Origin of the sequence: Streptomyces sp. MK7, from assembly GCF_032658145.1 — a bacterium.
Classification (GTDB): Bacteria; Actinomycetota; Actinomycetes; order Streptomycetales; family Streptomycetaceae; genus Streptomyces; species Streptomyces spiralis.
In genome coordinates this window covers 23339-48621 of sequence record NZ_JAVACL010000001.1, presented here as the reverse complement: position 1 = coordinate 48621, position 25283 = coordinate 23339, and the positions used below count along the sequence as shown (strand labels likewise).

At 72.2% G+C, this 25283-nt stretch carries 22 protein-coding genes; 12 read left to right on the top strand and 10 right to left on the bottom strand.

Going from position 1 to position 25283, the window contains the following annotated elements; translation table 11 throughout:
* The first annotated feature begins 97 nt into the window (after positions 1-97).
* From nth to R2S09_RS00175, 3 genes are all read left to right on the top strand, one after another.
* The gene (nth, locus tag R2S09_RS00185; RefSeq protein WP_316739051.1) at positions 98-1291 is read left to right on the top strand and encodes an endonuclease III; all 1194 of its coding nucleotides are present in this window, start codon (positions 98-100) and stop codon (positions 1289-1291) included.
* 115 nt (positions 1292-1406) lie between these two features.
* Positions 1407-2150 (top strand): CoA pyrophosphatase, encoded by a 744-nt coding sequence (locus R2S09_RS00180; protein WP_316739572.1) that lies wholly within the window; start codon positions 1407-1409, stop codon positions 2148-2150.
* Positions 2151-2277: 127 nt separating this feature from the next.
* Positions 2278-3477: a MarP family serine protease gene (locus R2S09_RS00175; protein WP_316739050.1), complete on the top strand. Its 1200-nt coding sequence runs from the start codon at positions 2278-2280 to the stop codon at positions 3475-3477.
* Positions 3478-3514: 37 nt separating this feature from the next.
* Here the strand turns inward: R2S09_RS00175 and R2S09_RS00170 are convergent, their stop codons facing one another.
* From R2S09_RS00170 to R2S09_RS00140, 7 genes are all read right to left on the bottom strand, one after another.
* Entirely contained in the window at positions 3515-3694 is a 180-nt protein-coding gene (locus R2S09_RS00170; RefSeq protein ID WP_306188708.1) for a hypothetical protein, read from the bottom strand.
* A 299-nt stretch (positions 3695-3993) separates the two neighbouring features.
* A complete protein-coding gene (locus R2S09_RS00165) occupies positions 3994-4944 on the bottom strand; it encodes an alpha/beta hydrolase (protein ID WP_316739048.1) in 951 nt (316 codons plus the stop codon).
* Complete coding sequence (locus R2S09_RS00160; RefSeq protein WP_306188706.1) at positions 4941-5435, bottom strand: phage holin family protein; 495 nt, start codon at positions 5433-5435, stop codon at positions 4941-4943. The genes R2S09_RS00165 and R2S09_RS00160 overlap by 4 nt, the downstream gene beginning before the upstream one ends.
* Positions 5436-5494: 59 nt before the next feature.
* Positions 5495-6934, bottom strand: coding sequence for a Na+/H+ antiporter NhaA (gene nhaA / locus R2S09_RS00155; RefSeq protein WP_316739046.1), 1440 nt, complete (start codon positions 6932-6934; stop codon positions 5495-5497).
* A 304-nt stretch (positions 6935-7238) separates the two neighbouring features.
* Positions 7239-9194, bottom strand: a complete 1956-nt coding sequence (gene acs / locus R2S09_RS00150) for an acetate--CoA ligase (protein ID WP_316739045.1) — start codon at positions 9192-9194, stop codon at positions 7239-7241.
* Positions 9195-9285: 91 nt separating this feature from the next.
* The gene (locus R2S09_RS00145) at positions 9286-9429 is read right to left on the bottom strand and encodes a hypothetical protein (protein ID WP_316739044.1); all 144 of its coding nucleotides are present in this window, start codon (positions 9427-9429) and stop codon (positions 9286-9288) included.
* Between the two features lie 59 nt (positions 9430-9488).
* Positions 9489-12050 (bottom strand): SulP family inorganic anion transporter, encoded by a 2562-nt coding sequence (locus tag R2S09_RS00140; RefSeq protein ID WP_316739043.1) that lies wholly within the window; start codon positions 12048-12050, stop codon positions 9489-9491.
* A 275-nt stretch (positions 12051-12325) separates the two neighbouring features.
* On the opposite strand from R2S09_RS00140, the gene R2S09_RS00135 reads away from it, so the two are divergent.
* Positions 12326-13597, top strand: coding sequence for a hypothetical protein (locus R2S09_RS00135; protein ID WP_316739041.1), 1272 nt, complete (start codon positions 12326-12328; stop codon positions 13595-13597).
* A 9-nt stretch (positions 13598-13606) separates the two neighbouring features.
* On the opposite strand, the gene R2S09_RS00130 is transcribed toward R2S09_RS00135, so the two are convergent.
* Entirely contained in the window at positions 13607-14587 is a 981-nt protein-coding gene (locus R2S09_RS00130; protein WP_306188700.1) for an ATP-binding protein, read from the bottom strand.
* 100 nt (positions 14588-14687) lie between these two features.
* Here R2S09_RS00130 and R2S09_RS00125 point away from each other — a divergent pair, with 100 nt between their 5' ends.
* Positions 14688-15512 (top strand): Fic family protein, encoded by an 825-nt coding sequence (locus tag R2S09_RS00125; protein WP_306188699.1) that lies wholly within the window; start codon positions 14688-14690, stop codon positions 15510-15512.
* Positions 15513-15976: 464 nt separating this feature from the next.
* Here the strand turns inward: R2S09_RS00125 and R2S09_RS00120 are convergent, their stop codons facing one another.
* Positions 15977-16810, bottom strand: coding sequence for an HAD-IB family hydrolase (locus tag R2S09_RS00120; protein WP_316739039.1), 834 nt, complete (start codon positions 16808-16810; stop codon positions 15977-15979).
* 582 nt (positions 16811-17392) lie between these two features.
* Between R2S09_RS00120 and ssd the strand changes: the two genes are divergently transcribed.
* From ssd to R2S09_RS00085, 7 genes are all read left to right on the top strand, one after another.
* Positions 17393-18496: a septum site-determining protein Ssd gene (gene ssd / locus R2S09_RS00115; RefSeq protein ID WP_316739038.1), complete on the top strand. Its 1104-nt coding sequence runs from the start codon at positions 17393-17395 to the stop codon at positions 18494-18496.
* A 194-nt stretch (positions 18497-18690) separates the two neighbouring features.
* A complete protein-coding gene (locus R2S09_RS00110; protein WP_316739571.1) occupies positions 18691-19884 on the top strand; it encodes a TadA family conjugal transfer-associated ATPase in 1194 nt (397 codons plus the stop codon).
* 59 nt (positions 19885-19943) lie between these two features.
* The gene (locus R2S09_RS00105) at positions 19944-20789 is read left to right on the top strand and encodes a type II secretion system F family protein (RefSeq protein ID WP_316739570.1); all 846 of its coding nucleotides are present in this window, start codon (positions 19944-19946) and stop codon (positions 20787-20789) included.
* Positions 20786-21583 carry a type II secretion system F family protein gene (locus R2S09_RS00100; RefSeq protein WP_316739037.1) on the top strand — a complete coding sequence of 266 codons (798 nt, stop codon included), beginning with the start codon at positions 20786-20788 and terminating at the stop codon, positions 21581-21583. Before R2S09_RS00105 ends, R2S09_RS00100 begins: the two co-directional genes overlap by 4 nt.
* Positions 21584-21671: 88 nt before the next feature.
* A complete protein-coding gene (locus tag R2S09_RS00095) occupies positions 21672-21872 on the top strand; it encodes a DUF4244 domain-containing protein (protein WP_316739036.1) in 201 nt (66 codons plus the stop codon).
* On the top strand, positions 21859-22323 hold the full coding sequence (locus R2S09_RS00090; protein WP_306188694.1) for a TadE family type IV pilus minor pilin: 465 nt from the start codon (positions 21859-21861) through the stop codon (positions 22321-22323). The genes R2S09_RS00095 and R2S09_RS00090 overlap by 14 nt, the downstream gene beginning before the upstream one ends.
* Complete coding sequence (locus tag R2S09_RS00085; RefSeq protein WP_306188693.1) at positions 22320-22712, top strand: Rv3654c family TadE-like protein; 393 nt, start codon at positions 22320-22322, stop codon at positions 22710-22712. Before R2S09_RS00090 ends, R2S09_RS00085 begins: the two co-directional genes overlap by 4 nt.
* 4 nt (positions 22713-22716) lie before the next feature.
* Here R2S09_RS00085 and R2S09_RS00080 read toward each other — a convergent pair whose 3' ends face one another.
* Positions 22717-25221: a DEAD/DEAH box helicase gene (locus tag R2S09_RS00080; protein WP_316739035.1), complete on the bottom strand. Its 2505-nt coding sequence runs from the start codon at positions 25219-25221 to the stop codon at positions 22717-22719.
* Positions 25222-25283 lie beyond the last annotated feature (62 nt).

Below are 25283 nucleotides of genomic sequence, written 5' to 3'. Positions count from 1 at the left end.
TGTCGGTGCCGGGCTTTAGGCTGGCCGGGTGTCCAAATCGCCGGTGAGAGCACAGGTCTAGGGGGCTGGGCAGGTGGCTGCGCATCAGGATTCCGCTGTGGGCGAACACGAGCCCGACGGCGGCCGGAAAGTGGCGGAAGCGGCGAAAGGTGCCTCCGGGACGAAGTCCAAGAAGACGGCCTCCGCCGGGGCCGAGGGAGCGGGCTCCGTCAAGAAGACGGCCTCCGCCAAGAAGGCCGCCGCCCCGAAGAAGGTTGCTGCCGCGAAGAAGGGCACCCCTGCCAAGAAGGCACCGGGCAAGACGGCTGCCGCCAAGAAGACCACCACCGGCAAGACCACCCCTGCCAAGAAGACAACCTCCGGGAAGTCCACCGCCGGGAAGTCCGCCGCCAAGAAAGCCGCCCCCATCAGCAAGGCCCACCCGCCCAAGAAGGTGACCATCGCGCCGCCGAAGGCCTCCGTCGCCCTGCGCAAGGCCGCGCCCGCCAGGACCGTCGCCCCCGAGCCGCCGAAGGGCGAGTCCCGCACGGCCCTCGTCCGCCGTGCCCGCCGCATCAACCGCGAGCTCACCGAGGTGTACCCGTACGCCCACCCCGAGCTGGACTTCGAGAGCCCCTTCCAGCTGCTGGTCGCCACCGTCCTGTCCGCCCAGACCACGGACCTCAGGGTCAACCAGACGACGCCCGCCCTGTTCGCGAAGTACCCCACCCCCGAGGACCTCGCCGCCGCCAACCCGGAGGAGGTCGAGGAGATCCTGCGCCCCACCGGCTTCTTCCGGGCCAAGACCAAGTCGGTCATGGGCCTGTCGAAGGCGCTGGTGGAGGAGTTCGGCGGGCAGGTCCCGGGCCGGCTGGACGACCTCGTCAAACTGCCGGGCGTCGGACGCAAGACCGCCTTCGTGGTCCTCGGCAACGCCTTCGGACACCCGGGCATCACCGTGGACACCCACTTCCAGCGGCTGGTGCGGCGCTGGCGGTGGACCGAGGAGACCGACCCCGACAAGATCGAGGCCGCCGTCGGCGCGCTCTTCCCCAAGAGCGACTGGACCGACCTCTCCCACCACGTCGTCTGGCACGGCCGCCGTATCTGCCACGCCCGCAAGCCCGCCTGCGGTGCCTGCCCGGTCGCCCCGCTGTGCCCGGCGTACGGCGAGGGCGAGACCGACCCGGAGAAGGCGAAGAAGCTGCTGAAGTACGAGAAGGGCGGCTTCCCGGGCCAGCGCCTCAAGCCCCCGCAGGCCTACCTGGACGCGGGCGGCAAGCCGGCCCCGCCCCTGGGAGCCACCGGATGACCCCGGCGGAACCGGCGGAACCGGGGAAGCCAACGGAACGGGCGGATCCGGTGGAACGATCCCGGTGCCGCCAGGCGTTGGACACGGCAGTACGGCGACGGGGACGGGGGTGGCGATGACGCGGGCCGGCGACACAGCGAGCGGGACGGCGCAGGGGCCGGCGCATGGGACGGCGAGCGGGACGCGCGACGGTGCGATCGTGCTCAGCAAGGACGGGCTGCCCACGTGGCTGCGGCCGGTCGTGCGCGTCGCCGAGACGGTCGAGCCCGTCCAGCTGAGCCGCTTCCTGCCCCCGGAGAACGGCGCGGGGCGCCAGTCCGCCGTCCTCGTCCTGTTCGGTGAGGGCGCGCGCGGGCCCGAGCTGCTGCTCATGGAGCGGGCCAGCTCGCTGCGCTCCCACGCCGGCCAGCCGTCCTTCCCCGGCGGGGCGCTCGACCCCGAGGACGGCGACCCGCAGGGCCAGGGCCCGCTGCGGGCCGCGCTGCGCGAGGCCGAGGAGGAGACCGGGCTGGATCCGGACGGCGTACAGCTGTTCGGTGCCCTGCCCCGGCTCTACATCCCGGTCAGCGGCTTCGTGGTCACCCCCGTGCTCGGCTGGTGGCGCGAGCCCAGCCCGGTCGGTGTGGTCGACCCCGCCGAGACCGCCCGGGTCTTCACGGTCCCCGTGGCGGATCTCACCAGCCCGGACAACAGGGCCATGGCCGTCCACCCCAGCGGTCACCGAGGTCCGGCATTCCTGGTCGAATCGGCCCTCGTCTGGGGCTTCACCGCCGGAATCATCGACCGCCTGCTGCATTACGCGGGCTGGGAGCTGCCCTGGGACCGCGAGAAGCAGGTCCCGCTCGACTGGCGGGCATGACAGGGTGGGGCTCCGTGCCGTCGCGGCCGGGGCCCTGAGGGGACGCCGTGTCCCGCGCCGCCGAACGGCGGGGCGGGCCCCGGCCGGACATGGGGATCGAGAAGACGATGAGGCGAGGCTCGACGCGGTGAACGTGCTGGACATCCTGCTGCTGGTCGCCGCCGTGTGGTTCGCGGTCGTGGGGTACCGCCAGGGATTCGTCGTCGGCGTCCTGTCGGTGATCGGCTTCCTGGGAGGTGGCCTGGTCGCCGTCTATGTGCTCCCGGTCCTCTGGGACGCCCTGACGGACAACACGCCGGTCAGCACCACCGCGGCCGTCGTCGCGGTCATCATCGTCATCGTCTGCGCCTCGGTCGGCCAGGCCCTGACCACCCACCTCGGCAACAAGCTGCGCGTGCACATCACCTGGTCACCGGCCCGCACCCTGGACGCGACCGGCGGCGCCCTGGTCAACGTCGCCGCCCTGCTGCTGGTCGCCTGGCTGATCGGCTCGCTCATCGGCCGCACGACGATACCGACCGTCGGCAAGGAGGTCCGCAGCTCCAAGGTGCTGATCGGGGTCTCCGAGGTGCTGCCCACACAGGCCAACACCTGGTTCGACGACTTCACCTCGGCCCTCGCGCAGAACGGCTTCCCGCAGGTCTTCAGCCCGTTCGCCGACGAGCCCATCACCGAGGTGCGGCCGCCGGACCCGGCCCTGAGGCACAGCGCCGTCGCCGCCCGCGCTCAGCGCTCCGTGGTCAAGGTCATCGGCACCGCGCACAGCTGCGGGAAGGTGCTGGAGGGCAGCGGGTTCGTCTTCGGCGACCGCCGCGTCATGACCAACGCGCACGTCGTCGGCGGCGTCGACGAACCCACCGTCCAGATAGGCGGCAAGGGCAGGAAGTACGACGCCAGGGTCGTCCTGTACGACTGGCACCGGGACATCGCCGTGCTCGACGTGCCGGACCTGAAGGCGCCCGCCCTGCGGTTCACGAACGAGGACGCGCGCAGCGGCGACGGCGCGATCGTCGCCGGCTTCCCGGAGAACGGGTCGTACGACGTGCGCGCCGCGCGCGTGCGCGGACGTATCACCGCCAACGGCCCCGACATCTACCACCGCGGCAACGTCAGCCGCGACGTCTACTCGCTCTACGCGACCATCCGCCAGGGCAACTCGGGCGGCCCGCTGCTCACCACCGACGGCAAGGTGTACGGCGTGGTGTTCGCCAAGTCGCTCGACGACGCCAACACCGGTTACGCGCTGACGGCGGACGAGATCCAGCAGGACATCGCCAAGGGACGGGCCGCGAACCAGCAGGTGGACAGCGACAGCTGCGCGATGTAGCCGGTGTCAGGTCCTCAAGGCCGGCGGAGCGAGCGGGTCAGCCGCGGGGGTGGCGCAGGCGTACCGAGACCCAGCGGGCCCGGCGGCGCAGAATGCGCGGAATGCCCACCCGGGGGTCCGCGCCCGTCAGTTGCCGGGCGTCCTCGTGGAGGGAGCCCGGACCGCTCGCCGAACGGCGGGTGCGTGCTACGTCACTGTAGTCGTGCGTCCAGCCCATACTGCGACGTCTGCCCCTGCCCCAAGGTCGATAACCTCCCGCGGGCGCACCAATTGGCCTATGCGCCGGGCAAATGGCCGTTCGAAGGGCAGGTGTTCACGTTCGGATACCGGGCGCATCGACGAGAGTCACCGACCGGTCACCCGGCGCCGCGCGCGGCATCACCGACCGGACCGAGCGCCTCACACCGCGCCACGACCGAGCGCCTCACACCGCGCCACGACCGAGCGCCTCACACCGCGTCACGGCCGGGTGCCACCTCACACCGCGTCACGGCCGGGTGGGCACCGCACGCCGGGTCACCGATCGGGTTCGGGATCCTTCAGCCAGTTGACGAGCTCGGCGGAGAACGCCACCGGGTCCTCCTCGTGCGGGAAGTGGCCCAGCCCGTCGAACAGCCGCCAGCGGTACGGCGCCTCGACGTACTCGCCGGAACCGGCCGCGCTGCGGGTGCGCTGCACCGGGTCCAGGGAGCCGTGCAGATGCAGGGTCGGCACGCGTACGGGGCGCTTCATCCGGCGGTAGAACTGGATGCCGTCGGGGCGGGCCAGCGAGCGCACCAGCCAGCGGTACGGCTCGATGGAGCAGTGCGCCGTGGACGGGATGCACATGGCCCGCCGGTACGTCTCCACCGCCTCGTCGTCCGGCAGCCGCGGCCCCGACCAGTCCCGTACGAGACGGGCCACCAGCGCGCCGTCGTCGGCGGTGAGCTGCCGCTCGGGGATCCAGGGACGCTGGAACCCCCAGATGTAGGAACTCGCCCTGGTCTGCCGGACGTCCGCGAGCATCGCCGAGCGCCAGCGCCGCGGGTGCGGCATGGAGACCACCGCCAGGCGCCGGACCAGCTTGGGGCGCATCGCCGCCGCCGTCCACGCCAGATAGCCGCCGAGGTCGTGGCCGACCAGGGCGGCGTCCGGTTCGCCGAGGGAGCGGACCACGCCGGTGATGTCGAGGGCCAGGTTGGCCGGGTCGTAGCCGCGGGGCGTGCGATCGCTGCCGCCCACGCCCCGCAGGTCCATCGCCACCGCCCGGAATCCCGCGTCGGCGAGCGCGACCAGCTGGTACCGCCAGGTCCACCAGAACTGCGGGAAGCCGTGCAGCAGCAGTACCAACGGGCCGTCGCCGAGCTCGGCGATGTGGAAGCGGGCGCCGTTGGCGGCGACGTCCCGGTGCGTCACCTTCCGGTCGCCGGGTACGTCGGTCCGTACGACCGAGGTCGATTGCGCCGAAGGGGTGGCGGGGTCCGTCATGAGGACGAGCGTGCCACAGCTTCGATGGCCTCGGGTGTCCGGTCCTCCAGAGCGGGGCGCTCCGGACGCGGGTGCGGCTTGGCGTTCTGCAGGACGCCCGCGGTCTGCTTCATCGACGCGGCGACCTTCTGCGGGCCCTTGCTCTTCTTGGCCTTCTTCGCGAACACCAGGCCGATCAGCGCGAGCAGGCCGGCGAGCAGGACGTTGGCCGCGAAGGACAGCAGGAAGCAGACCGCCATGTTCCAGCCGCTCCACGTCCGAATGCCGTAGGCCAGGGCGAAGTTGAGCATCGGCAGCGAGAACACCAGGACGATGCCGGCCGCCGAGAGCGCGCCGCCGCTCGCCGCGCCGCGCTTGACGTCCTGCTTCAGCTGGGCCTTGGCCAGTGCGATCTCGTCATGCACCAGCGCGGACAATTCGGTCGTCGCCGAGGCGAACAGCTGGCCGATGCTGCGTTCGGCGCCGACCGGGCTGCCGTCGGGTGCGCTCATCGCAATCTCCCTCTCCTGCCTGACTGGGAACGGTGCTGCTTTTGTACCGTCCCGTCAGATCATGCCGGACTGTCGTTCTCCTCGCTTGCCCCGCCCGGTACTTCGGCACGCCGCCTGGCGCGTTCGGCCTCCTTGAGCTCGGCGAGCCGTCGGTGCTCGGCGGCCTTGCGCTCGTAAATGCCGGCCATGCGCAGGTGGTAGGCGGGGTCGTCCTGCGCGTACACGTCCGGTACGCCGTCGAGGTCCTCGTCGCGCTCCTCGGCCTCGCACAGCCGCCGGTACCTGGCGTTCCGCAGCTTCAGCAGGATGGCCGCGAGCGTCGCCGCGATCACGGAGCCGACGAGGACGGAGGCCTTGACCTCGTCCGTCAGCGCCGTGCTCCCGGCGAAGGCGAGCTCTCCGATGAGCAGGGAGACGGTGAAGCCGATCCCGGCGAGCGTGGCGAGGGCGAACACGTCGGCCCAGGCCAGGTCCTCGCTGAGCGACGCCCTGGTGAACCGGGCGGTCAGCCAGGTCCCGCCGAAGATGCCGAGCGTCTTGCCGACGACCAGACCGAGGACGATCCCGAGCGTCTCGGGCCTGGTGAACACGTCCGCCAGGGCCCCGCCCGAGATCGAGGCACCCGCGCTGAACAGTGCGAACAGCGGTACGGCCAGGCCCGCCGACACGGGCCGCACGAGGTGTTCGATGTGCTCACCGGGGGAGTGGGGTTCGCCCTCGCGCCGGGTGCAGCGCAGCATCAGGCCCATCGCCACGCCCGCGATGGTGGCGTGCACGCCGCTGTTGTACATCAGCCCCCAGATGACCAGGCCGAGCGGTACGTACACGTACCAGCCGCGCACGTCCTTGCGCAGCAGCAGCCAGAAGACGGCCAGGCCGGCGACGGCGCCGCCGAGGGCGGCGAAGTTCAGGTGGTCGGTGAAGAAGATCGCGATGATCAGGATGGCGAACAGGTCGTCGACGACGGCGAGGGTGAGGAGGAAGGCGCGCAGGGCGCTGGGCAGTGAGGTGCCGATGACCGCGAGCACGGCGAGGGCGAAGGCGATGTCGGTCGCGGTGGGCACGGCCCAGCCGCCGAGTGAGCCGCCGCCGGTGAGGCTGGTGAGCACGTAGACGACCGCGGGGACGGCCATGCCGCACAGCGCGGCGACCACGGGCAGGACCGCGGCTCTGGGGTCTTTGAGGTCTCCGGCGACCAGCTCGCGCTTGAGTTCGATGCCGGCGACGAAGAAGAAGATCGCGAGGAGTCCGTCGGCGGCCCAGTGCTCGACGGACAGGCTCAGGCCCAGGGAGGCGGGGCCCACGTGGTGGTGGGCGAGGCTCTCGTAGCTCGCGTGCAGCGCCGGGATGTTCGCCCACAGGAGCGCGGCGATCGCGGCGAGGAGCAGCAGGACGCCGCCGACGGTCTCGGTGCGCAGCGCGTCCGCGACGAAGTTCCGCTCGGGCAGGGACAGGCGTCCCAGGAACTTTCGGGGGGTGTTGGTGCGGGGCGTGGCCAAGGGAACCTCCGGTCGGTGGGCAGGATCGAGCACATGCCGACCAGACTTCCCGGCACACCTGAGGATCTTGTGGATCTGCTTGCGTTGGCGTCGCTTTGCTTAGTTTACCTAAGCTGCGGCGAACGTCCGTGGTGCGCCCTTGAACGGCCGAAGGGGCACCCGGGGCGTGTGTGCCACCGGGTGCCCCTTCGGGCCGTGCTCAGTCCTTCGTGCTCAGTCCTTGGCGAGCGCTCGGTCCCCGCTGGGTCCTCGGTCCTCGCTGGGTCCTCGGTCCTCGCTGGGTCCTCGGTCCTCGCCGGCTTTCTCAGTCCTCACTGGGCGCCGCCGGGAGCTTCGCCTGGATGAGGTCCATGACGGTGGAGTCCGTCAGCGTGGTGACATCCCCGAGCTGCCGGTTCTCCGCCACGTCACGCAGCAGTCGCCGCATGATCTTCCCGGAGCGAGTCTTGGGCAGCTCCGCCACCGGCAGGATCCGCTTCGGCTTGGCGATGGGGCCGAGCGTGGCGCCCACGTGGTTGCGCAGCTCGGCGGCCAGGTCCTCGGTCTCGGCGGCCGTACCGCGCAGGATCACGAAGGCGACGATCGCCTGCCCGGTCGTCTCGTCCGCCGCGCCGACCACGGCCGCCTCGGCGACCGAGGGGTGGGAGACGAGCGCGGACTCGACCTCGGTGGTGGAGATGTTGTGGCCGGACACCAGCATGACGTCGTCGACCCGGCCCAGCAGCCAGATGTCGCCGTCGTCGTCCTTCTTGGCTCCGTCACCGGCGAAGTAGCGGCCCTCGAAACGCGACCAGTAGGTGTCGATGAAGCGCTGGTCGTCGCCCCAGATGGTGCGCAGCATCGACGGCCACGGCTCGGTGAGCACCAGGTAGCCGCCGCCGCCGTTGGGCACCTCGTTCGCCTCGTCGTCCACGACGGTCGCACTGATGCCGGGCAGCGGGCGCTGGGCGGAGCCGGGCTTGGCGTCGGTCACGCCCGGCAGCGGGGAGATCATGATGCCGCCGGTCTCCGTCTGCCACCAGGTGTCGACGACCGGCGTCCGGTCCGCGCCGATGTTCTTGCGGTACCAGATCCACGCCTCGGGGTTGATCGGCTCGCCCACCGAGCCCAGCACCCGCAGGGAGGACAGGTCGAACTTCGCGGGGATGTCGTCGCCCCACTTCATGAACGTGCGGATCGCGGTGGGCGCCGTGTACAGGATGCTGACCTTGTACTTCTGCACGATCTCCCAGAAACGGCCCTGGTGCGGGGTGTCGGGAGTGCCCTCGTACATCACCTGCGTGGCGCCGTTGGCCAGCGGCCCGTAGACGATGTACGAGTGGCCGGTGACCCAGCCGACGTCGGCGGTGCACCAGTAGACGTCCGTCTCCGGCTTGAGGTCGAAGACGGCCCAGTGCGTGTACGCGACCTGCGTGAGGTAGCCGCCGGAGGTGTGCAGGATGCCCTTGGGCTTACCCGTGGTGCCAGAGGTGTAGAGGATGAACAGCGGGTGCTCGGCCTCGAACGCCTCCGGGGTGTGCTCCGCCGACTGCCGGCCCACGACCTCGTGCCACCACAGGTCGCGGCTGTCGTCCCAGGCGACCTCCTGGCCGGTGCGGCGGACCACGAGGACGTTGCGCACGTTGTCCACGCGCCCGATCGCCTCGTCGACGGCCGGCTTGAGCGCGGACGGCTTGCCGCGCCGGTAGCCGCCGTCGGCCGTGATCACGACCTTGGCGTCGGCGTCCTGGATACGGGTGGCGAGCGCGTCCGCGGAGAAGCCGCCGAAGACGACGGAGTGCGCGGCACCGACGCGGGCGCAGGCCAGCATCGCGATCGCCGTCTCCGGGATCATCGGCATGTAGATCGCGACCCGGTCGCCCTTCTGGACGCCCAGCTCGAGCAGGGCGTTCGCGGCCCTGGAGACCTCGTCTTTGAGCTCGGCGTAGGTGATGGCCCGGCTGTCACCGGGCTCGCCCTCGAAGTGGATCGCGACGCGGTCGCCGAGCCCGGCCTCCACATGGCGGTCCACGCAGTTGTACGCCACGTTGAGCGTGCCGTCCTTGAACCACTTGGCGAACGGCGGGTTCGACCAGTCGAGGGTCTCGGTCGGCTCCTTGGCCCAGGTCAGCCGGCGGGCCTGCTCGGCCCAGAAGCCGAGCCTGTCAGCCTTGGCCTGATCGTACGCCTCGGCCGTGACGTTGGCGTTCTCGGCCAGGTCAGCGGGCGGCGCGAAGCGTCGCTCCTCCTTCAAGAGGTTGGCCAGGCTTTCGTTGCTCACGACATCTCCCTTTCTCAGGGTGTCCGTTGTGTCCCAGGCCACAGCTCATCAGACCCGGGGGCCCGCTGACAAGGGCCGACGGGAAATTGGTTTAGACCTGTTGTCGAACCTTCGCCCGCCTGCTCGAGCTCCCGCGCTGTCCGAGCAGGCCGAGCAGGCCGAGCAGGCCGAGCAGGCCGAGCGGGCCGAGCTGCCTGAGCCGCTCATGCCGGGCGCCGGTGTCATCCGTTCCCACGGACGGCGGGCTGCCACCGGTCAGTCGGTGGCAGCCCGCGCGACCGTGCTCGGATCGCCTCACACCGGTCTGGGCAGGTCCTCCGTCACCTCCACACGGGTGAAGACCTCGTCCCCACCCGTCCCCGTCAGCAGATACGCCTGCGCCTCGGCCACATGGAAGTACATTCCGTGCAGCTCCAGCGTGCCCTCCCGCAGGGCCCGGGCCACCGAGTCGTGGGCGCGCAGGTGTTCCAGCTGCTGGACGACGTTGATCAGACACAGTCGTTCGACCGCCTCGGCGGGCCGCCCCTCGGCCGTCCAGGGCACCGGGCGGCCGCCGTCGGCCATCCGCTCCACACTGGGCAGCCCGTGCCGCAGCCATCTCCCGAGCGGCGTCCCGGCGTTACCGGAGCCGGAGCCGGAGCCGGAGCCGGTGCGGTGACCGCTGCCCGAGCCCGAGCCGAGCAGGGCCTGCATCGCCCCGCACCCGGAGTGGCCGCACACGGTGATGGAGCGCACGCCGAGCACGTCCACCGCGTACTCGATCCCGGCCGCGACCGAGTCGTCACCACGGTCCTCCTCGGGCGGCGGCACGAGATTGCCCACGTTCCGCACGACGAAGAGGTCGCCGGGACCACTGGAGGTGATCATCGACGTGACCAGCCGGGAGTCGGCACAGGTGAGGAAGAGCTGGGAAGGCTGCTGCCCCTCCCGTGCGAGCCGCGCGAGCTCGTCCCGCACATGTGGTGCGACCGTCCGCTGGAACATGCTGATGCCTCTGGCCAGTTGCCGTCTGCTCGGAATGGGGTCCGAGGCCGGCCCGTGGGCCTCGAACGCGCCCGCGCTCCTGCCCGCGCCCGAGCCTGCGTGCGCGTCCACGTCTCGAGTCGCGCCCGCGCTCCTGTCCGTGCCCAGGCCCCGAGCCGGGCCTCCGCCCATGCCCGTGTCGGGGACCGGTGCCGGTCCCGCTCCCGGGTGGGTGCCGTCGTCCGAGGCCGGCAGCGTCCGTGGGCCGCCCTCGCACTGGTGGTTGCGCCAGGGCGTCCAGGGCCGGCAACGGCAGCCCGGCGATCCGGCGGGCCCGGCCGGCTCGGCGATGCGGACTCCGGCGCGGCGGCCGGTGAGCTCGACGGAGCCGCCCTGCGCGGTGTGCGTACGCTGCCAGTCCTGGAGTGACTCGTACGCGGCGTGGTCCATGAACGAGCCGTCCAGGGCGACGACGGCACGGGCTCCTTGGGGCACCAGATGCAGGGTCCGGCTGAGCCGCGGCACCGCGAGGAACGTCAACTGCCCTCGTACATGTACGTGATGGACTCCCTCCTGCTCGTTGTGCGTGATGCGGGTGCGGGCGAGGCGGTGCAGGGCGACGGCGACGGCCGCGGCGACCCCGAGGGCCACACCCGTCAGGACGCCGAGGGCCACCACGCCGAAGGTGGTGACGGCGTAGACCAGCACCTCGCGGTGGCGGGTCACCGTGCGGATGTGGTGCAGGGACACCATCTGGATGCCGACGGCCATCACCAGGGCGGCGAGCGAGGCGAGCGGGATGAGCTCCAGGATCGGGACCATCAGCAGCGCGGCAATCACTACGAGAACGCCGTGCAGCATCGTGGAGTTCCGGCTGACGGCACCCGCGCGGACATTCGCCGAACTCCGTACGGCCACCCCCGCGATGGGAAGCCCGCCGAGCGCGCCGGAGACGACGTTGGCGGCGCCCTGGCCGAGCAGTTCCCGGTCCAGGTCGGAGCGGGCGGTGCGGGCGGCCGGTCCCGGGCGGCCGGCCACCAGCTTGTCCACGGCGACGGCGCCGAGCAGCGACTGCACGCTGCACACCAGCGTGGTGCTGAGGACGGCGGCGGCCAGGCCGAGTACCGGCCCCTCGGGCAGTCCGGCCAGGGCGTGGCTGCGCCAGGACGGCAGATCGACCCGGGGCAGCACCAGCCCGGCGGCGGAGGCGATCGCGGTGGCGCCCGCGACGGCGACGAGGGCGGCCGGCACCCGGCGCAGCAGGCTCCCGGCCCGGCCGGGAAGCCGGGGCCAGAGCAGCAGCAGGGTCAGGGTGAGCGCGCTGGCGGCGAGGGCGGCCGGATCGAGGCCGGCCAACTGGGCGGGCAGCGCGCGGAGGTTGTCCAGCACGGAGCTCTGTGGGTTGCCGCCGAGGACGATGTGCAGCTGGGCGACGGCGATGGTCACACCGATGCCGGCGAGCATGCCGTGCACCACGGCGGGGCTGACGGCGAGCGCCCCGCGGGCCACGCGCAGGCAGCCCAGGGCGAGTTGGGCGAGGCCGGCGAGAACGGTGATGGCGCAGGTCGTACGCCATCCGTAACGGTGGATCAGGTCGGCGGTGACCACCGTGAGTCCGGCGGCGGGGCCGCTGACCTGCAGCGGGGATCCGCCGAGGCGTCCGGCGACGAGTCCGCCCACGGCGGCGGCCACGAGGCCCGCCTGGAGCGGGGCGCCGGTGGCTAGGGCGATACCGAGGGACAGGGGCAGGGCGATCAGGAAGACCGCGACGGCGGCCGAGACATCGGCGCTCGCGAGTCGGGGGCGGCACCGCCGAGGTGGCGGGCTGTGTGGTGGATGCGAGTGCTGGGGCCGAGTGGAGTCGGCCGCGTGCGTGGGGGTGCAGGCTGACATGGATCTGGTCTCCTCCGGATCTCTGGTCCGCTCCGGATCAGCTGAACCAACGCTGAGTAAAGCAATCGTAATGCAATGTAAAGTCCACACATGGATTTCCGGAGCAAATGGGGCACCTAATCATCTCGATGGGTGAACTCGACCTTTTATCGGCTTGTCGTACTAATTCCTTCTCGCCCCCGTGCGACCTTGGCGGCGCTGCCGGAATGCCCGGCCACATCACCAGCACACGCCGCCCCGGCGTTGGACGAGAGAAGGAAGAAGGTGGGCCGAACATGGCCGCCACCCAGAGGATCGCCGCGAGCGTCGTAGCCGCCGCGGCCTGCGCCTCGTCGCTCGCCGGGTGCGCGGGCGACACCGACGGCCCCTCACCGGGTCCGCAGGGCGCGCCCGGTGCGCCCAAAGCCGTGCAGCAGCCGCCCGGGAGCGTCGTCCGTCTGATCGGGGACGGATCCACCGCGTACACCGGGGCCCAGCCTCACCTGGCCCGGCCGGAGCGGCTGAGGGCCGGTGAGAAGCCCCCGCAGTTCGTCGTGTTCTCCTGGGACGGCGCCGGCGAGGACAGACAGAGGCTCTTCTCCCATTTCCGCAAGGTGGCGAAGGCCAACAACGCGACGATGACGTTCTTCCTCAGTGGCGTCTACATGCTGCCCAAGGACAAGCGCGACCTGTACGAGCCTCCGCAGCACGCGCCGGGCAGCTCGGAGATCGGCTTCAACGACGCGCAGGGCATCGCCGACACCGCGCAGCAGGTCCGCCTGGCATGGCTGGAGGGCAACGAGATCGGCACCCACTTCAACGGCCACTTCTGCGGCCCGAACGGCGGGGTCGGCCAGTGGTCGGTCGACGAGTGGAAGAGCGAGATCGCCCAGGCCAAGGACTTCGTGAAGACCTGGAAGACCAACAGCGGCCTGGAGAACCTCGCCCCGCTGCCCTTCGACTACGACAAGGAGCTCATCGGCGCCCGCACCCCCTGCCTGGAGGGTCAGAAGAACTTCGTGAAGGCGGCGAGTCAGCTCGGCTTCCGCTACGACAGCAGCGGCGTCGACAACCAGGTGTGGCCGAAGAAGAGAGACGGCCTGTGGGACCTGTCCATGCAGCTCGTGCCGTTCCCCGGACACACCTTCGAGCAGCTGACCATGGACTACAACTTCATGGTCAACCAGTCGGGCACCCTGATGCAGGGCGACCCCGACAAGTTCGAGTACTGGGGCGACCAGATGCGCGACGGTCTGCTCAAGGGCTTCTACCGGGCCTACGACGGCAACCGCGCACCGCTGGTCATCGGCAACCACTTCGAGTCCTGGAACGGCGGCACCTACATGCGCGCCGTCGAGGAGGTGGTGAAGGAGGTCTGCAACAAGCCCGAGGTGCGCTGCGTCTCCTTCCACCAGCTGGTCGACTGGCTGGACGCCCAGGACCCGCGGGCCCTGGCCAAGCTGCGCACGCTGGAGGTCGGTGAGGCTCCCAAGCAGGGCTGGGCGTCCTTCCTGTCGGCCGACCCGGCCCCGGCACCCAAGGGCGTGCCCGGGGCGCCGAGGCCCTAGGGGGTGTCGTCAGGCGAGGGCGGTGACGCCCTCGCCGAGGACGAAGCCGGGGTCGACCTGCGCCGCCAGGTCGGCCCCGGTCCGCTCGTTCCCCCACGAGGCGGCGTTCTTCAGGTGGAAGTGCACCATCTGCTGGGTGTAGCGTCGCCAGTCGCGCAGCTCGTGCGTGGCGTCGGCGGCGACCTGGAGCGTGCGCAGCGCGCGGCGGTTGGCGTCCTCCAGGAGCTCGAACCGGGGCGGCCGGCCCTTCTCCATGGCGCGCACCCAGTCCGAGTGCCCGACGGCCACGAGCAGGTCGTCCCCGACCTCGGCCCGCAGGAAGTCGAGGTCGTCCTGCCCCTGCACCTTGTTGCCGACGACCCTCAGCACGACGCCGAAGTCGCGGGCGTACTCCTTGTACTGGCGATAGACGGAGACCCCCTTCCGGGTCGGCTCGGCGACGAGGAACGTGATGTCGAAGCGGGTGAACATGCCGGAGGCGAAGGAGTCCGAACCCGCCGTCATGTCCACCACGACGTACTCGTCGCGGCCGTCCACCAGGTGGTTCAGATACAGCTCCACCGCTCCGGTCTTGGAGTGGTAGCAGGCGACCCCCAGGTCGGCGTCCGTGAAGGGCCCGGTGACCATCAAACGGACGGCGCCGCCGTCGAGTTCCACCTCGCGCGCACAGGCTTCGTACAGCGGGTTGTCCTCGCCCACCCGCAGCAGCCTCGAGCCCTCGCCGGGCGGAGTCGTCTTGATCATCGTCTCCGCGGAGGCGATGCGCGGATTGCTGCCGCGCAGATAGTCCTTGATCAGTGTCAGCCGGTCGCCCATCGCGGGCAGCGCGGCCGCCTCGGCCTCCTCCAGGCCCAGCGCGGCGCCCAGATGCTGGTTGATGTCGGCGTCGACCGCGACGACGGGCGCCCCGGCCGCCGCGAGATGGCGGATGAACAGGGAGGACAGCGTGGTCTTGCCGCTGCCGCCCTTCCCGACGAAAGCAATTTTCATGTTCACCAAGGGTAGTGGTGTGATAGCTGTACGTGGCAGCGTGCGTGAAGAAGACCACTCCTTCGGGGAGCCGGCCGCTCGGGTGCGTAGGGTCGTACCCATGAGTACGCAAGGTGCGACCGTCGATCCGCTCGCGGCCCTGGGCGCGCTGCCCGGTGTGGCAGAGTCCGTGGAGTCCGTGCGCAAGGCCGTGGACCGGGTCTACGGGCACCGGATCATGCGGCGCCGGAGCAACGCGATCACCTCCGAGGCTGCACTGCGCGGTGCGCGCGGTTCCGCGGCGCTCTCCGGGGCGGACTGGGCCCTCGAGGAGGTGCGCCGGCGCACCGACTTCAGCAGCGACGACGAGGCGCGCGTGCTGGGCGCGGCCCTGCGGCTGACGGCCGAGGCCGGTCAGCTGCTGTCCATCTGGCGGCAGTCGCCGCTGCGGGTCCTGGCCCGGCTGCACCTGGTGGCCGCCGCCGGCACGGAGGACACCGTCGGGCGGCCGCGCCAGGAGGGTGAGGACGTCCACGAGCCGCTGATCGAGCTGCCGCTGCCCGGGGCGGCCGAGCTCTCCGGGCGGCTGGAGGGCCTGTCCGAGCTGATCGTCGCGGGTACTTCCGCCCCCGCCCTGGTCACCGCGGCCGTCGTGCACGGCGAGCTGCTGGCGCTGCGCCCCTTCGTCTCCCACAACGGCCTGGTGGCGCGGGCGGCCGAGCGCATCGTCCTGATCGGCAGCGGCCTGGACCCGAAGTCGGTCTGCCCGGCCGAGGTCGGCCACGCCGAGCTGGGCCGCGCGGCCTATCTGGCGGCCCTGGACGGCTATGTCTCCGGCACTCCGGAGGGCATGGCGGCCTGGATCGGCCACTGCGCCAAGGCCGTCGAACTGGGCGTACGCGAGTCGACGGCGGTGTGCGAGGCGCTCCAGCGCGGCGCCGCGTGACGGCCGTTTCGGAGGTGGCGGATCCGCGCCGAGAGTTCGGGCCGGGCCTGCGCGGAGTCCGGTCCTGTGCAGGGTTCGGGCTCGTGAACAAGTTGCGGCGGTACGAGATTCTCGTACCGCCGCTGGCATGAGCGCCGAGTTACCAAGCGTCCTCGATATGTCGCCCATCAGGTCGGGATCTTTGCCCGTCACCTGGTGCGGCTGGCCCGTAATCGACGGGTCGACGTCGCGTGGGTGCCCGGCGTTCATGCGGGGTCCGTGGGCCGAATGCGTTTTAAAGGTGATCCTCTCGGATGTCCTTCGGTCTCGCGGGCCGCTGAGTCCTTTGTACTGCAAGCGGGGGGCAAGCGGAACCCCTGCCCGCACTTCTTTACTTTTAGGTTCAAACAGGACATAAACGAGCGCCGGAATCCCGGACGGTATTTCCCGGCGCGAGCCTGACGGGCGGCCCCGGTAACCGGGGTTCAGGCGGCCGTGCCCCGGCGCCGGCTCGCGTACCAGACGAGTCCCGCGGTGGCCATCGCCGCCCCCACGGCGGCCGCCGCGACCAGAACGGGCCGCGGCGGCACGGAGAACCCGGGCAGTCGCTGCTTGAGCCGCACCGGACGATGGAAGTCGAGAATCGGCCACCCGCGCGCGACGGCCTCCCGGCGCAGCGCACGGTCCGGGTTCACGGCGTGCGGGTTCCCCACCGACTCCAGCATCGGAATGTCGGTGACCGAGTCGCTGTAGGCGTAGCAGCGGTCGAGGTCGTAGCCCTCGGACGCGGCCAGCTCGCGCACCGCCTCAGCCTTCGTCGGGCCGTAGGCGTAGTACTCCACCTCGCCGGTGAAGCAGCCGTCCTCGCCCACCACCATCCGGGTGGCCACCACCCGGTCCGCGCCCAGCAGCTCCCCGATCGGCTCGACCACCTCCGCGCCCGACGTGGACACGATGACGACGTCCCGCCCGGCGCTGTGATGCTCCTCGATGAGCGAGGCGGCCTCGTCGTAGATGATCGGGTCGATCAGGTCGTGCAGTGTCTCGGCGACGATCTCCTTGACCTGCCGCACGTTCCAGCCGCGGCACAGTGCGGACAGGTACGCGCGCATGCGCTCCATCTGATCGTGGTCGGCGCCGCCGGCGAGGAAGACGAACTGGGCATATGCGGTACGCAGGACAGCCCTGCGGTTGATCAGCCCGCCCTGGTAGAAGGACTTGCTGAACGTGAGCGTGCTCGACTTCGCAATGACCGTCTTGTCCAGATCAAAGAAGGCCGCCGTGCGGGGCAAGGAGTGGTTTTCCACGTCCTTGAGCATAGGGGCAGCCCATTCGGCGTAAGGTGGGCGCGTGGGTTTGCCTGAGAGGCCTCTCGGGTACACCATGGAAGTCACGGATCGTTCGCGACCGTGCTAACCCGGTCCGACTCCTCCCCCCCCGAGTCGGCCGTGGAGACGACCCCCGCTCTCCCCCCCGGCGGGGGTCGTCGCATGTCCGGGTGGGTTCTCCCCTTTTTCGTAACCCTTGTGATGCCACACCTGCCGTACCGCACGCCCTCTGCAACCCTGTCCGTGATCCATCACGGTGAGTAGTCGCGGGGCTGCGCTGCGACAGTCTCACGAGAACCAGCACAGGGGTCACCGGTTTGGGTGATGGCCATTTTCACAACGGCTGAGTTGTCCACAGATTTCGACCAAGATCCACATCATTTCCCGGTTCGCTGCACCGTGATTCCTGCGCGCACCGCTCGCGGCGAGTTCATGGCCGGTTCCGTTTGTCGGGCGCGTATGGCCGGTTCGTATCGGCCGTCCATATGAAGGCCGGTTGCCGGTTCTTCACATGTTCGGGATTCGCGGGGCCGCGGGGGCCGCGCGAGTGATCTAGCGAAGGGGGACCCACCCGTGACCGGAACCGTCACACACGATCCGCCGCCCGGTACCGGAGGGCGGCAGGGCGGACCACTGATCGTCACCGAGGACGCCGAACTCCTCGACGACCTGCTGCGCCTGTGCGCGGCGGCGGGCGCCACACCCGAGGTCCATCACGGGGTGCCCGAGCGCAGAGGCATCTGGGAGGCCGCACCGCTGGTGCTGGTGGGGGACGACGCCGCCCGGCGGGTGCGCGGGGCCGCGCGCAGGCGCGGAGTGGTCCTCGTCGGCCGGGACCAGGACGACTCCGGGGTCTGGCGGCGTGCCGTCGAGATCGGCGCCGACCACGTGCTGGTGCTGCCCGACGGCGAGCAGTGGCTGGTCGACCGTATCGCCGACGTCGCCGAGGGCATCGGGCGGCCCGCGCTCACCGTCGGCGTCATCGGCGGCCGGGGCGGAGCCGGCGCTTCCACGCTCTCCTGCGCGCTCGCCGTCACCGCCGCGCGGGAGGGCCTGCGCACCCTGCTCGTGGACGCGGATCCGCTGGGCGGCGGGCTCGATGTGCTGCTCGGCGGAGAGACGGCCGAGGGGTTGCGCTGGCCGGCGTTCGCCGCCTCGCGTGGGCGGGTCGGCGGCGGAGCCCTGGAGGAGTCGCTGCCGGAACTGCACTCGTTGCGGGTGCTCAGCTGGGACCGCGGCGATTGCGTCGCCGTCCCGGCGCAGGCCGTCCGGGCGGTGCTGGCCGCCGCCCGGCGGCGCGGTGGCGCCGTGGTCGTCGACCTGCCCCGCCGTGTGGACGAGGGCGTCGCCGAGGCCCTGGCCCAGATCGACGTCGGGCTGCTCGTGGTCCCCGCCGAACTGCGGGCCGTGGCCGCCGCCACGCGCGTGGCCTCCGCGGTCGGCATGGTCCTGCGCGACCTGCGGGTGGCGGTACGGGGGCCGTACGCGCCCGGCCTCGACGACCGCGAGGTGGCCAGGCTGCTCGGGCTGCCGCTGGTGGGCGAGGTGCCCGTGGAGTCCGGGCTGCGGCGACCCGGCGAGGGCAGGACACCGCCCGGTGGCAGCGCGCGCGGTCCGCTGGCCCGGTTCTGCACGGCCTTCTGGGAGCGGGCCCTGATCGAGGCGGGTGCCGCATGAGGCCGGTGGTCGATCCGCGGCGGGGACGGACGGGGGTTCGGGGTGAACCGACAGGCGCCACGGGCGGGTCCGGGCGTGCCGGCGGGCTCGGGAGTCCTGCCGGTGCGGTCGGGAGCGCTGACCGGTTGAAGGATGTGGATGGGCGGGCGCCTTCCGAGGTGCTCGGGTACGGCCGGGGACTCGCGGACCCCGAGATGTCCGCGCAGTTGCTGGACCGTGTGCGGCGGTGGCTCGCCGAGAGCGGGGCCGAGCCGACGCCCGCGCGTGTGGCCCAGGCGCTGCGGGAGCAGGGCCGGGTGCTCGGGGACGCGGAAGTGCTCGGGGCGGCCGAGCGGTTGCGGTCCGAGCTGATCGGCAGCGGCCCGCTCGAGCCGCTGCTCGCCGATCCTTCGGTGACCGACGTCCTGGTGTCGGCTCCGGACAGGGTCTGGGTCGACCGTGGAGGCGGACTGGAGCGGGCCGCCGTCGCCTTCCCCGACGCCGCGGCCGTACGACGCCTCGCGCAGCGCCTGGCCGCCGTGGCCGGACGGCGCCTGGACGACGCCCGGCCCTGGGTCGACGCCCGCCTGCCCGACGGCACCCGGCTGCACGCCGTGCTGCCCCCGGTCGCCGTCGGCTGCACGTGCCTGTCCCTGCGCGTCGTACGGCCACGCGCGTTCACGCTCGGCGAACTGGTGGCGGCGGGCACGGTTCCGCCGGGCGGGGACCGCGTGCTGCGGGCACTGGTGCGGGCGCGGCTGTCCTTCCTCATCAGCGGTGGCACCGGCAGCGGCAAGACCACACTGCTCAGCGCGCTGCTCGGCCTGGTCGGACCGGGAGAGCGGATCGTCCTCGCCGAGGACTCGGCGGAGCTGCGTCCCGACCATCCGCATGTGGTCCGCCTGGAGACCAGACCCGCCAACCAGGAGGCCGCGGGCCTCGTCACCCTCGAGGACCTGGTGCGACAGGCGCTGCGGATGCGGCCGGACCGGCTGGTCGTGGGCGAGGTGCGCGGCGCCGAGGTGGTCCATCTCCTGGCCGCACTGAACACGGGTCACGAGGGCGGCTGCGGCACCGTGCACGCCAACGCGGCCGGGGACGTGCCGGCCCGGCTGGAGGCGTTGGGCACGGCCGCCGGGCTGGACCGGGCCGCGCTGCACAGCCAGTTGGCCGCGGCGCTGTCGGTGGTGGTGCACCTCGTGCGGGACCGCTCCGGGCGGCGGCGGATCGCCGAGGTGCGGGTGCTGGAACGGGACGCGTCGGGGCTGGTGCGGACGGTACCGGCACTGCGCTGGGGCGCGGAGGCGTTCGTGGCGGAACGGGGGTGGGAGCGGCTGAGGGAGTTGCTCGGCGCGGAGGGTCCGGAGAGGGATCCGGAGGATGCGGAGAGGGAGTGGCGGGCGGAATGAGGGAGTTGTTCTCCATGGGGGAGCCGTTCTCCGGACCGGCGCCCGCCGGGCCGGTGTCCATGGCGGCGGCCGTGGTGTGTGCCGCAGCTGCTGCGTGGCTGCTGGGCGGGCGGAACTCCGCGGCGCGGCGGGCGCGGTTGCTGCTCGCCGGTGGCGGGGTGGTGGGCGCGGGGCCGCCGCTGTGGGAGCGGGTCCGTGACGAACTGATCCGCGTCCGTGGGCGGTTGCAGGCCGAGTGGTGGGCGCCGGCCGCCGGGCTGGTGCTGGCGCTGCTGGGCGCCTCGGTGCTGCCGGTCGTCGCGGGGGTGGCCGGAGTGCCGGTGCTGCGCCGGATCCGGCTCGCCCGGGCCGCGCGCCGGGAGCGGGAGCGGCGGGCCGATGCGGTGATCGCGCTGTGTGCGGCGCTCGCCGGAGAGGTGCGGGCCGGGCGCCAGCCGGGCGAGGCGCTGCTGTACGCGGCGCGGGAGTCGGGCGGTCTGGGAGAGGCCCAGGCAGCGGTGCTGGCGGCGGCGCGGTTCGGCGGCGACGTGCTCGGCGCGCTCGCCGCGGCGGCCCGGCAACCGGGTGCCGAGGGGCTGCGCGGGCTCGCTGCCTGCTGGCTGGTGGCCGTGGACCAGGGCGCGGGCCTGGCCGCCGGGCTCGATCGGCTCGAAGCGGCGCTCCGCGCGGAGCGAGACCAACGTGCCGATCTGCGCGCCCAGTTGGCGGGCTCGCGGGCCACCGCCGTGATGCTCGCCGGGCTGCCGGCCCTGGGTCTCCTGCTCGGTACGGCCATGGGTGCCGATCCCCTGCACGTGCTGCTGCACACGGGAGCGGGCCTGGGCTGCCTGCTGGTCGGCGGGGTGCTGGAGGCCGCGGGGCTGTGGTGGGCCCTGGGGATCGTGCGACGGGCGGAGGCGACGTGAGCGGGGATGTTGTCCACAGGCTGGGGACGGTCGCGGGAGCTGCGGTGCTCCTGGCGTTGTCGGTGCGGTGGCTGAAGGCCCTGCGCGGGAAACGGAGAGTGCGGCGGCGGATGGCCTCACTGCTGGAGACGGCTCGGGCGCTCCAGCGGGAGCGTACCGGTCCTCGCATCCCGGTGCCGGTCGCCCTGCGGTGGTGGCTGTCGGCGGCAGGGGCCGTGGGTGCCGTCTGGGTGCTGTTCGGCGGGTCCGCCGGGGTCGTGGCCGGGCTCGTCGGCGCGCTGGGACTGTGGCGACGGCGGCGGCAACGGACGGCGGCCCGTCCCGGGGCCGAGTTCGACGCGGGCGAAGCCGTCCGGCAACTTCCCCTCGCGGCCGACCTCGTGGCGGCCTGCATCGCGGCCGGGGCCGGTCCGGTGATCGCCGCCCAGGCGGTGGGGGAGGCCCTGGGCGGGCCCGTGGGGGAAGGGCTGGCACGGGGCGCGGCCGAGGTACGGCTCGGCGGTGCACCGGCCGACGCCTGGCGGCAGCTCGCCTCGATACCGGGCGCCGCGGCCCTCGCGCGGCTGCTGGAGCGAGCCGACGAGTCCGGGCTCCCCGCCGCCGGACCGGCCGCGCGGCTCGCGGCCGATGTACGCGCCGACCGGGCACGCACCGCCACGGCCCGGGCCCGCCGGGCGGCCGTCCTGGTCACCGCGCCGGTGGGGCTGTGCTTTCTGCCCGCCTTCGTCGCGGTCGGTGTGCTTCCCGTGGTGATCGGCCTCGCGGGAGGGGTGCTGCGAGGGGGTGGTGGCTGACGGGGAGGTGGACGCGCTGGACGCGCTGGGCGCGCGATGAGCGAACGCGGTGAGTGAACAACGGACCAAGGACCTCACGGGGGTTGAGATGTACGCACAAACACGGGCACGGCTTCGTGCCCTGCTGAGCCGGATGCGCGGGGACGCGGGAATGGTCACGTCCGAGTACGCGATGGGCATCATCGCGGCGGTGGCCTTCGCCGTGCTGCTGTACGAGGTGGTGACGAGCGGGCAGGTGAAGACCGAGCTGCAGAACATCGTGAAACGAGCACTCAGTGCCCGGATGTGAGCACCGGCGCGACCGGGTAGCCGACCAGGGGTTCGTCACCGCGGAGGCCGCCATGGTCCTGCCTGTGCTGGTGCTGGTGGTGACGACGCTGGTCTGGGGACTGCTGGTGGTGCTCGCGCAGATCCAGTGCGTGGACGCGGCCCGGGTGGGCGCCCGGGCCGCCGCCCGGCAGGACCCGGACGGCGCCGTCACCCGGGTGGCGCGCGAGGCGGCACCACATGGCGCGAGGGTCACGGTGACCCGGCAGGGAGAGTACGTCCGCGTGGTCGTCGTGGCCGAGCCGCCGGGAATGGGCGCACTGCCCTTCCACCTGAGAGAGGAGGCCGTTGCCGAGACGGAGGAGTCGGTGGGAGCGGCCTCGGACCCGGACCGGACCGCCACGAAGAGCAGAGCGCAGAACGGGACGAAGAACGGAGCGCAGAACGGGACGAAGAACGGGAGGGGCTCATGAGGCGCCGGTTCCCCGGTGGTGACCGGGGCTCCGCCACCGTCTGGAGCGTGGGGGCGATCGCCCTGCTGTGCGTGGTGTTCGGGATCGGTCTCGCCCTGGGCCAGGCCGTGGTCACCCGGCACCGTGCGGCCGGGGCCGCCGACCTCGCGGCCCTGGCCGCGGCGGAGCACTGGGCGCAGGGCCGCGCCGAGGCCTGCGCCCGGGCCGACCGGGTGGCGCGTGCGCAGGGCGCCGGACTCGTCCGGTGCGCGATCGCGGGTGACACCTCGGACGTCACCGCGGAGTCGGAACGCGGTCCGTTCACGGCACGGGTCAGGGCGAGAGCGGGACCGCCGGATCCGTCGAGGACCGCGTCACCGTTCGCCCACATGGAGCAAGCCGTCCCCTGACGGCCTAAACCCCGCCCTCCTTCTCCTCAGGCTGCTCAGGCTCCGCCGGCTCCTCGGGCGACTCGGGAGCCCCCTTCAGCAGCACCGTCAGCAGCCGGACGGCTCCTCTCTTGTGGAGCGGATCGTTGCCGTTGCCGCACTTGGGGGACTGGACGCAGGACGGGCAGCCGGCATCGCACTCGCAGGAGGCGATGGCCTCGCGGGTGGCGGTGAGCCAGGCACGGGCGGTGTGGAAGGCGCGCTCGGCGAAGCCCGCGCCGCCGGGATGGCCGTCGTAGACGAAGACGGTGGGCAGCAGCGTGTCGGGGTGCAGCGGGATGGAGACGCCGCCGATGTCCCAGCGGTCGCAGGTGGCGAAGAGGGGCAGCATGCCGATCGAGGCGTGCTCGGCGGCGTGCAGGGCGCCGCCGAGGATCTCCGGGTTGATCCGGGCCTCGTCGAGCTGGTCCTCGGTCACGGTCCACCACACCGCGCGGGTGCGCAGCGTACGAGGAGGGAGGTCGAGTTTCGTCTCGCCCAGCACTTCACCGGTGATGACACGCCTGCGGAGGAAGGAGACGACCTGGTTGGTGACCTCGACGGAGCCGTAGCACAGGCGGCCGTCGCCCCAGGGGACCTCGGTGTCCGTCTCCAGGACGGAGATCGCCGTCGTGTCGCGGGCGACCGTGGTGTACGGCGGGTCGGCCTCCTGGACCAGGGCGACCGAGTCGTCCAGGTCCAGGGAGCGCACCAGGTAGGTGCGGCCCTGGTGGAGGTGGACGGCGCCCTCGTGCACGGTCGTGTGCGCGGCGGCCTCGTCGACCGTGCCGAGCAGCCGCCCGGTGTCCGCCTCGACGATCTGCACCGGGCGTCCGCCCCCGCCGCGGATGTCGGTGAGGTCCGCGGCCCGCTCCCGGCGCGTCCAGTGCCAGGCCTTCGTCCGGCGGCGCAGCAGCTTCGCGGCCTCCAGCTGCGGCAGCAGCTCCGCGCAGGCCGGTCCGAACAGCTCGATGTCCTCGTCGGTGAGGGGCAGCTCGGCGGCGGCCGCGCACAGGTGCGGGGCGAGGACGTAGGGGTTGTCCGGATCGAGGACCGTGGACTCCACCGGCTGGTCGAACAGGGCCTCCGGGTGGTGGACGAGGAAGGTGTCCAGCGGGTCGTCGCGGGCCACGAGCACGGCCAGGGCGCCCTGGCCGGCGCGGCCCGCACGGCCGGCCTGCTGCCACAGGGAGGCGCGGGTGCCGGGATAGCCGGCGATCAGTACCGCGTCCAGGCCGGAGACGTCCACGCCGAGCTCGAGGGCGGTCGTGGCGGCCAGGCCCAGCAGTTCGCCGGAGTGCAGGGCGCGTTCCAGGGCGCGGCGCTCCTCGGGGAGGTAGCCGCCGCGGTAGGCCGCGACACGCCGGGCCAGCGGGCGGTCGATCTCGGCCAGCCGTTCCTGGGTGATCACCGAGATCAGTTCGGCGCCGCGCCGGGAGCGTACGAAGGCGACCGAGCGCACGCCATGGAGGGTGAGGTCGGTCAGCAGGTCGGCGGTCTCGGCGGTAGCCGTGCGCCGGACCGGGGCGCCCTTCTCGCCGTGCAGTTCGGTGAGCGGGGGCTCCCAGAGGGCGAACACCAGTTCACCGCGAGGGGAGGCGTCGTCGTCCACTTCCACCACCGGCAGGCCGGTCAGTCGGCGGGCGGCCACCGAGGGCTGTGCCGCGGTCGCCGAGGCCAGCAGGAAGACCGGTGAGGCGCCGTAGCGCGCGCACAGCCGGCGCAGCCGGCGCAGGACCTGGGCGACGTGGGAGCCGAAGACGCCCCGGTAGGTGTGGCACTCGTCGATGACGACGTACTTCAGGGCCCGCAGGAAGGAGGACCAGCGCGGGTGCGAGGGCAGGATCCCGCGATGCAGCATGTCCGGATTGGTCAGGACGTAGTTGGCGTACTGGCGGATCCACTCGCGTTCCTCCACCGGCGTGTCGCCGTCGTAGACGGCGGCCCGTACGGCGCTGCCCAGCGGCCGGGCCAGGTCCCGTACCGCACGGCACTGGTCGGCCGCGAGGGCCTTGGTGGGGGCCAGGTAGAGGGCCGTGGCGCCACGGCCGTTCGGTGCCTCGGAACCCTCCAGCAGCGCCGACAGCACCGGCACCAGATACGCCAGGGACTTTCCGGACGCCGTGCCCGTGGCGACGACCACGGAGTCGCCGTCGAGGGCGTGCTCGGCCGCGCGCGCCTGGTGGGCCCAGGGGTGCTCGATTCCGCACGCCTGGACGGCCGCGATGACCTCCGGGCGAATCTCTGCGGGCCAGACGGCATGGCGACCCGCCCGCGGGGGCAAGTGCTCCGTATGAGTGATGCGCGCAGCCCTGCTCGGCCCGGAGGCGAGCCGGTGCAGAACCGCGCCCGGAGTCAGGCGGGTTGCGGCGTCCGTCGGGGATCGATCGGATCGGTGATTCTTGGCCATTGGCCCCGAGTGTGTCACCGGCGTGACGGACAATGGAGCCAAGGCGTCGTGCACGCCTGCCGGTAAGTGATTGAATGCCATCGCGGCTGGCGAACCGTCCTGGGGGCCTCTGCCGAGGTGCCCGAGGGGCGACCGCTCGATAG